The sequence below is a fragment of the Ottowia sp. genome, assembly GCF_035325765.1.
GTDB lineage: Bacteria > Pseudomonadota > Gammaproteobacteria > Burkholderiales > Burkholderiaceae_C > Ottowia.
Genome location: NZ_DAOKZG010000073.1, coordinates 1 through 8,241, shown reverse-complemented (window position 1 = coordinate 8,241; position 8,241 = coordinate 1). Strand labels below are relative to the sequence as shown.

Below are 8,241 nucleotides of genomic sequence, written 5' to 3'. Positions count from 1 at the left end.
GCGCCCAGTCTAGGCTTGCGGGACGTTCAGGCAGGTCAACTGAGGAAAATAGGATTATCCTGAATCCGGCAGTTGGATGCGCCGGCGCAATCGATAACCGCGACCGAGGCTAGAGATGAAACACCCCCTATGCCGCTGCGCTCCATCCCCCTTGAAGGGGGACGCACCCAGTGTCCAGGGAGACCCCGGCCACGGGTGCCCACGCCTGGCCTGCTCCGCGGCCTTTGGAGGGGTGTCGTTTCATGCGCTGCAGGTAGCGCGTCGCGTTATGGACAACTGATACGGATTATCGAGACGGTGACGAGCGGTCAGCTGCCGAACTCAGGATCGCAATGCCTCGATCCAGTCCAGCGCCTGGGGACCAGCCCAGTCCACGGCCCCGCGCACCAGCTGGCGCGGGCGCCCGCTGGCGTCGATCAGCACGGTGGTCGGAAACACGGTCATGTCCCAGGCGCGGGTGATCTCGCCCTCCGGGTCCGGCAGCACCGGCAGCGTCAGCCCGGCCGACTGCAGGTAGCGGCGCACACGCCGCGGCCCTTCGCGCACGTTGACGGCAAGCACCGTCAGGCGTCCCGACTCCAGCTCGTGCAGGGTTTGCAGCGTCGGCATTTCCTCCTTGCACGGCGGGCACCACGTCGCCCAGAAGTTGATCAGCACGGGCTGGCCGCGCAATGCCGCGAGATCCCACTGGCGCCCCGCCAGATCGGTCGCCACCAGCGGCGGCAGGGGCCGGTCCGCGGGCCAGGGTTCGGCGGCGTGCTGCGCCCGCGCGGGCGCGGCGCCGGCGGCGGCCAGCAGGGCCAGCAGCCAGTGGCGTCGGCTCAGCAGGCCCGCTTCCACCTCAAACCCGTTCCGCCACCCACGCCGGCACGCTGGCCAGCGCGGCGGGCAGTGCCTTGGCGTCGGTGCCGCCGGCCATCGCCATGTCGGGCTTGCCACCGCCCTTGCCGCCTACCTGTTGGGCGACGAAGTTCACCAGCTCGCCCGCCTTGACCTTGGCCGTCTCTGCCTTGGTCACGCCCGCGGCGATCTGCACCTTGTCGCCATCGACGGCGGCCAACACGATGGCGGCGGCCTTGAGCTTGTCCTTGAGCTTGTCCAGGGTCTCGCGCAGCGTCTTCGCGTCGGCACCATCAAGGCGCGCGGCCAGCACCTTCAGGCCCTTGACCTCGACCGCCTGGCCCGCCAGCTCGTCGCCCTGGCTGGAGGCGAGCTTGCCCTTGAGCTGGGCCAGCTCCTTCTCCAGCCCCTTGACCTGTTCCAGCACCTGGGCCAGGCGCGGCTGCACCTCGGCCGCGGGTGCGTGCAGGCTGGCGGCAACGCCGTGCAGGCTGGCCTCCAGGCCCTGCAGGTAGGCCAGCGCGTTCTGGCCCGTCACGGCTTCGACGCGGCGCACGCCGGCGGCCACGCCGCCCTCGCTCACGATCTTGAACAGGCCGATGTCGCCGGTGCGTGCCACGTGCGTGCCGCCGCACAGCTCGCGGCTCGTGCCGATGTCGAGCACGCGCACGGTGTCGCCGTATTTCTCTCCGAACAGCATCATGGCGCCGGTCTTCTGCGCGCTTTCCATGTCCATCAGGCGCGCCTGGGTCGCCGTGTTGGCCAGGATCTCGGCGTTCACGCGGCGCTCGATCTCGGTGATTTGCGCTGTTGTGACCGGCGCGTTGTGTGCGAAGTCGAAGCGCGTCTTGTCGGCATCCACCAGCGAGCCCTTCTGCTGCACGTGCGCGCCCAGCACCTCGCGCAGCGCCTTGTGCATCAGGTGCGTGACGCTGTGGTTGCGCATGGTGGCGGCGCGCAGGCGCGTATCGACCTCGGCCTGCATGGCGTCGCCGACCTTGAGGCTGCCGGACTCCAGCGTGCCGTGGTGGCCGAACACGTCGGCCTTGATCTTCTGCGTGTCGGTCACGGCAAAGCGCGCGCTGGCGACGGTGAGCACGCCCTGGTCGCCGACCTGGCCGCCGCTCTCGGCGTAGAAGGGCGTCGTGTCGAGCACCACCACGCCGGCCTGGCCGGCCTGCAGCGCCGCCACGCTTTCGCCGTCGACGTAGAGCGCGACCACGGTGGCGGGTGCCGCCAGCTTCTCGTAGCCGACGAACCGGCTGGCCGCGCCGTGGTAGTCCAGCACGCGGTCCATCTTGAACTTGCCCGCCGCGCGCGCCGTCGCCTTCTGGTGTTCCATGGCGGCGTCGAAACCGGCCTCGTCCACCGTCACGCCGCGCTCGCGGCAGACGTCGTTGGTCAGATCGAGCGGGAAGCCGTAGGTGTCGTGCAGCTTGAAGGCGACGTCGCCGGGCAGCTCCGTGGCGCCGTCGGCCAGTGTCGCATCCAGGATCTCCATGCCGTGCGCCAGCGTCTCGAAGAAGCGCTCCTCCTCGGCCTTCAGCACCTCGGTGATGTGCTGCGCCTGCTCGGCCAGGCGCGGATAGGCGGCGCCCATTTCGGCCACCAGCGGGGCGACCAGCTGGTGGAAGAACGGCGTCTTGCGCCCCAGCTTGTAGCCGTGGCGGATGGCGCGGCGGATGATGCGCCGCTGCACGTAGCCGCGGCCCTCGTTGCTCGGGATCACGCCGTCGCTGACCAGGAAGGCGGTGGCGCGGATGTGGTCGGCGATCACCTTCAGCGAGGGGCTGTCCAGGTCCTCGCAGCCGGTGACGCGCGCGGCCTCGGCGATCAGGCGGCGGAACAGGTCGATCTCGTAGTTGCTGTGCACGCCCTGCAGGATGGCGGCCAGGCGCTCCAGGCCCATGCCGGTGTCGACGCAAGGCGCGGGCAGCGGCGTCACGCTGCCGTCCTCCTTCATGTCGAACTGCATGAACACGTGGTTCCAGATCTCGATGAAGCGGTCGCCGTCCTCGTCGGGGCTGCCCGGGGGGCCGCCGGGGATCTCGGGGCCGTGGTCGTAGAAGATCTCCGAGCACGGGCCGCAGGGGCCGGTGTCGGCCATCATCCAGAAGTTGTCGCTCTTGTAGCGGCCGCCCTTGTTGTCGCCGATGCGCACCACGCGCTCGGGCGGCAGGCCGATCACCTTCGTCCAGATGTCGTAGGCCTCGTCGTCCTCGTGATAGACGGTGGCCATCAGGCGCTCGGGCGGCAGGCCATAGACCTTCGTCAGCAGTTCCCAGCCCCAGGCGATCGACTCCTTCTTGAAGTAGTCGCCGAACGACCAGTTGCCCAGCATCTCGAAGAAGGTGTGATGCCGCGCGGTGTAGCCGACGTTTTCCAGGTCGTTGTGCTTGCCGCCGGCGCGCAGGCAGGCCTGCACCGAGGCCGCGCGCACGTAGGGACGCTGGTCGGTGCCGAGGAACACGTCCTTGAATTGCACCATGCCGCTGTTGGTGAACATCAGCGTCGGGTCGTTGGCGGGCACCAGCGGGCTGGAAGGCACGACGGTGTGGCCCTTGCCGACAAAGAAGTCCAGAAAGCTCTGGCGAATTTCGGCGACGGTGGTGGGCGGCTTGGGCTGGGTCATGTCGGGGTTCGGTTGCTCGCTCCTGCCCGGCCCGTGCACGCAGGCGGCGTGCCGGCACGGGTGCCGCGGCAGGACGAATCGGTTCGAGGCCTGCCGGCGCCCGACCGGTGCGTGCGCAAGGCAGTGCGCCCGCCTGGGGATCGGCTCCTGGCCTGGCAGACAGGGGAATCTATCAATTCTAGTCAAAGGCCCTGCGCCGTGGATGCCTTTCAGGTCTGCGGTCAGGCGCATGGCTAAGATCGATCCATGCGCTGCGCGCCACCCCAGCACAAGGATGGAGCCCCCATGAAGATCAACGAAGCCGTCGCGCAAACGCTCCGGGACCTGGGCGTGGACACCCTGTTCGGCCTGATCGGGGACGCCAACCTGTTCGTCGTCGACCACTACATCCGCGCCGGCGGCGACTACGTGGGCGCGGCCAACGAAGTCGGCGCGGTGCTGATGGCGCTGGGCTACGCCTCGGTGTCGGGCCGTGTCGGCGTCGCCACCGTGACTTGCGGGCCTGGCCTGACCAACACCCTGACGGCGCTGGTCGAGGGCGTGAAGGCGCGCAGCTCGCTGGTGCTGGTCACGGGCGACGCGCCGTCGGCGCAGAAATACCACTTCCAGAAGGCGCGCCACCAGGAGCTGGTGGCGGCCACCGGCGCCGGCTTCGAGGGCGCGAGCAGCCTGGAAAGCGTGGCCGACGACCTGGTCAACGCCTTTCGCCGCGCCGTGGTCGAACAGCGCCCGGTGGTGTTCAACATGCCGCCGCACAACTTCCAGTGGGACGACACCGTGCCGCCGCGCCACACGCGCCTGGTGCAGCCGCGGCGCGTGAGCCGGGTGGCCGACAGCGACGAGCTGGACGCCGCCATCGGCATGATCGCCACCGCCGGACGGCCGGTGCTCCTGGCCGGCCAGGGCGTGGTCAAGGCCGGCGCGCGCGACGCCGTGCTGCAGCTCGCGCGCCGGCTCGACGCACCGCTGCTGACCACGCTGCGCGCCAAGGACCTGTTCGATGGCGATCCGCTGAACCTCGGCATCCTGGGCATCTCGGCGCGCGAGGAAGCGCTGGACCCGCTCGGCGTGGCCGATTGCATCATCACCTTCGGCGCCAGCCTGAACTTCATCACCACGGCGCTGGGGGCGCTGGTGAAGGACAAGCGCATCGTCTTCGTCAACGACGATCCGCAGGAGTTCGGCAAGCACCTGGTGGCCGATGCCAACGTGCTGGGCGACTGCGCCTCCACGGCCGAGCGCATGGTCTACTGGCTGGACGAGGCCGAGATCGCGCCCACGGGCTTTGCCAGCGAGCCGCGCGTGCGCGAGGCGGCGGCCGCGATTGCCGTGCCGCGGCCGATCCGCGAGCCTCGGGCCGCCGACCACCTGAACATCCACGAGGTGCTGCAGGCCATCAGCACCATGATCGAGGGCGACTGCGCCCTGGTCACCGACGGTGGCCGCCACATGGCCCACGCCTGGGATGCCTTCCGCGTCGCCGAGCCGCGCTACTTCGTCCACACCACCATGTTCGGCGCCATCGGCATGGGCCTGGCGCAGGGCATCGGCGCCGCCAGGGCCGCGCCGGACCGTCCGACCGTGGTGGTGGTGGGCGACGGCGGCTTCATGCTGGGTGGCCTGACGGAATTCAACACTGCCGTGCGCCACGGCCTGGACCTGATCGTGCTGCTGCTCAACGACGGCAGCTACGGCGCCGAATACGTGCAGTTCACCGACCGCGCCATGGACCCGTCGATCGCCCTGTTCGACTGGCCCGACTTCGCACCGGTGGCGCAGGCCCTGGGCGGCAGCGCCCTCACGGTGCGCCATCTGGACGACCTGCCCGCCGTGCGCAGCGCGATCGCCGGCCGCTCGCGCAAGGGGCCGCTGCTGGTCGACATCCGGCTCGACCCGCGCCACGTGCCGCCGTCATTTTAGTGTAGTGTTTCACCCTGACAGGCACTTATAGCGAGTCGCCAAGGGGCCAAAAGGCTCGCGGCGGCGTTGCAGTTCTTGCCAAGGCCGCCAGCATTGCCTGCGAACTGCGCCTTGCCTCAAGCCTTTTCTGGCTTCTATGAGTGCCTGTCAGGGCGAGACACGACACTGGATCGGCAGGACCGCCTCCGGAAACCGCCCCAGCGCGCGATAGCACGGCGGCTGCGCCTGCAGGTCCGACCAGACCAGCGTGACCTGCTCGACGCGCCAGCGGATGGGCGCGGCCAGCTGCCCGGGCGTCACATGGTCGGCCTGGCGCAGCACGGTGAGATGCCCCTTCCAGGGGCGGTGCTCGCGCGGCAGGCCGGCCTGCTCGGCCAGTTCGGCCGTGCGCTGCTGCAGCGCCGCGAGCGCCGCGCTGGGGGCCGCGCGCAGCACGGCGATGGTGCCGCGCGGAGCGTGCCAGAGCTCGGCGCGCACCAACTCGATCTCGAACGGCTCGAACGCCAGCCCGGCCAGCGCCGCCTGCCAAGCCTGGGCAGGCTCGGCCGCCACCGGGTCATGGAACTGCAGCGTGACATGCATGCGGTCCGGCACCGGGCGCAGGCGGCGCGGCAGGCCGGCCCAGCGCTGGCGTTCGGCGTCGATGGCGGCGCAGGCCTCGGGCGGCGGGAACAGCGCCGTGAACAGGCGTCGCGGCGCAGCCGGTGCAGAGGAAGTCGACATGCTGGAATGGCATTCTGGAGCTGGCCGGCCGCAACCGCGCGCCAGCGCCCGTGCCGGCCCACGGCCCGCCGGTCAGCGCTTGGCGGGTTTCTTCTTCGCCAGCGCCCCACAGTCGGTGGAGACGAAGCGCGCGTCGGTCTTCATCTCCATGCGCGTCGGGCGGCCATCTTTCTGGCTGGTCATCAGCGCCTCGGTGGTGAAGTGCTTGCGATCGTGCAAAGTGGTGGTGAAGTCGCCCTCGCCTTGCGGGTCGGTGCATACCATGGTGCCGCGCCAGACATTGCCGCTGCGGCTGACCTTGGTGTAGGTGCAATTGTCCCGCTTCTGACCTTCGCGAATCAGGTCGCCCTGGGCGGCATCCTCCGGAGTGATGCAGACGCGAATGGCGCCATCCTGGCCCAGGCCCATGCCGGTACCCGCCAGCTGCTGCTCCATCATCTTGCGCGCCTCGGGCGGCAGGCTCTTCATCTGCTCGCGCATCTGTGCCATCTGTGCTGCCAGCTCGGGACGGTCCGGCATGCGCAGATCGCTCTTGAATTCCCACAGGCCGGGTTCGATGGTCTGTGCCTGGGCGGTTGCAACCAGGCCCGGGGCCAGCGAGATGGACAGCGCAAGTACCCAGGATTTCATCATCAGTCTCCTTCGGATCGGCAAAATGCATGGATTTTGGCCCGGGCACGCAGCTACCGGAAGGCCGGCGATGTCGAGACTAACCCTGAGGGCATTGTCGCAGTCAGGGGACCCGTATTGCCCTCCGGCGCACGTCCAGACAAGGCGCGAAGCGCAACCATGACCAGTGCCATGGGGAGCATTCACAAGGCTGCGTGGGCGTGCGCCAGGGGCAACCGGTCGGGCACGCCGTTGCGGGCCTCGCCCAGCATCCGCACCGCAGACCGCACGCGGGGACATTCATTGCGGAGCCGTTCCTGGGGGCCTGGCTGCCAGGTTCAGCGCTGGCGGACCCTGGCGCGCCGCCGATGGTCCCAGGGCGGAGTCGGGTTCGGATCGCGCCACAGCCCGAGGCCCTGACCGCGGGCGTGGGCTTCCGCGCGCTCGTAGCGCAAACGCTGGATCGGCGTCTGCTCGTGGCTGTAGGCGCGATACCACCAGGCCAGGCCCTGCTCCACCAGCGCCAGGCCGACGTCCCGCGTCTTGGGTCCGTGGACGCTGGCGCCCCGCGACACGTAGACGTCGCACACCAGGCGCTGGTAGCGGTCGCGCTTGCCGCACTCGAGCCGCGCCTGCTTGCCGTAGGCCAGGTCCGACATGGCCTGGCGCGAGCGCCTGGCAAACGCCTGCCCGCGCTCGGGCGCGTCGATGCCGGTCAGGCGCACGCGCTCCTGCTGGTAGGGCTGCTGCGCGCTGGTCGTGTCGCAGCGCGCGGTCAGGGTATCGCCGTCGACCACGCCCACGATCAGGCAGCTGAGGACGGCGGGCAGCAGGAACGACATGGAGGCAGTTGGGCAGGAAACGATCCATCATAAAAAACTCGCCTGGCCAGGGCCTGAAGGCCTGGCTCCGCAGCGCTCAATGGAAGTCCCGGCTCGTGGTCAACCCGGCCAGCCGGCCCAGCAGCGGCGTGAGGTCGCGCAGGCGGCGCGCGACCAGATGACGCACGACGCCGCCGCTGCCGGCATCGCGCTGCCATTCGCCCTCCACCGCCAGCAGGCGCGCGCGCAGCAGGGCATTGCGCTGGTCCTCGGCCTCGCGCAGGCCGGGCCAAACGATGACGTTGATCGGACCGGTCTCGTCCTCCAGCGTGACGAAGATGGTGCCGCCCGCCGTCACCGGCCGCTGGCGTCCGACCACCAGGCCGCAGGCGCGCACGGTGCGGCCATGGGGCATGCGCCCCAGCTCGTCGGCCGTGAGCAGGCGCCAGCGCGCCAGACGCGGGCGCAGCAGCGCCAGCGGGTGGCGGCGCAAGGTCAGGCCGAGCGCCGCGTAGTCGTGCACGATGGCCTCGCCTTCCGGCGCGGCGGGCAGGGCGAGCGACGCCTCGTGAATCGGTGCGTCGTGCAGCAGCGAGGGTGTGTGAGAGGGGACACTCGCCGTCGCCGGGCCGCCCCAAGATGGCGAGGGCCCCCTCGGGGGGCAGCGCACCTCGCGCAGCGGGGGAGCGTGGGGGC

The 8,241-nt window shown here is 70.1% G+C and carries 7 protein-coding genes; 1 reads left to right on the top strand and 6 read right to left on the bottom strand.

The genetic code is table 11. The annotated features are described in order from the left end of the window. Positions 1-321 precede the first annotated feature (321 nt). Together PKA16_RS14995 and alaS are read right to left on the bottom strand one after the other, a co-directional pair. Positions 322-840, bottom strand: a complete 519-nt coding sequence (locus PKA16_RS14995) for a TlpA disulfide reductase family protein (RefSeq protein WP_324404362.1) — start codon at positions 838-840, stop codon at positions 322-324. Between the two features lies 1 nt (position 841). Then, positions 842-3,472 (bottom strand): alanine--tRNA ligase, encoded by a 2,631-nt coding sequence (alaS, locus tag PKA16_RS14990; RefSeq protein WP_324404360.1) that lies wholly within the window; start codon positions 3,470-3,472, stop codon positions 842-844. A gap of 285 nt (positions 3,473-3,757) precedes the next feature. On the opposite strand from alaS, the gene PKA16_RS14985 reads away from it, so the two are divergent. Then, positions 3,758-5,392 carry a thiamine pyrophosphate-binding protein gene (locus PKA16_RS14985; RefSeq protein ID WP_324404359.1) on the top strand — a complete coding sequence of 545 codons (1,635 nt, stop codon included), beginning with the start codon at positions 3,758-3,760 and terminating at the stop codon, positions 5,390-5,392. A 147-nt stretch (positions 5,393-5,539) separates the two neighbouring features. On the opposite strand, the gene thpR is transcribed toward PKA16_RS14985, so the two are convergent. The 4 genes from thpR to PKA16_RS14965 form a co-directional block, all read right to left on the bottom strand. After that, positions 5,540-6,115 carry an RNA 2',3'-cyclic phosphodiesterase gene (thpR, locus tag PKA16_RS14980; protein ID WP_324404357.1) on the bottom strand — a complete coding sequence of 192 codons (576 nt, stop codon included), beginning with the start codon at positions 6,113-6,115 and terminating at the stop codon, positions 5,540-5,542. A gap of 72 nt (positions 6,116-6,187) precedes the next feature. Further along, a complete protein-coding gene (locus PKA16_RS14975) occupies positions 6,188-6,745 on the bottom strand; it encodes a DUF3617 domain-containing protein (protein ID WP_324404353.1) in 558 nt (185 codons plus the stop codon). Positions 6,746-7,062: 317 nt separating this feature from the next. Then, positions 7,063-7,566, bottom strand: a complete 504-nt coding sequence (locus PKA16_RS14970) for a thermonuclease family protein (protein ID WP_324404351.1) — start codon at positions 7,564-7,566, stop codon at positions 7,063-7,065. Between the two features lie 76 nt (positions 7,567-7,642). Next, the coding region (locus tag PKA16_RS14965) for an OB-fold nucleic acid binding domain-containing protein (protein WP_324404349.1) at positions 7,643-8,241 on the bottom strand (599 nt) is incomplete at its 5' end.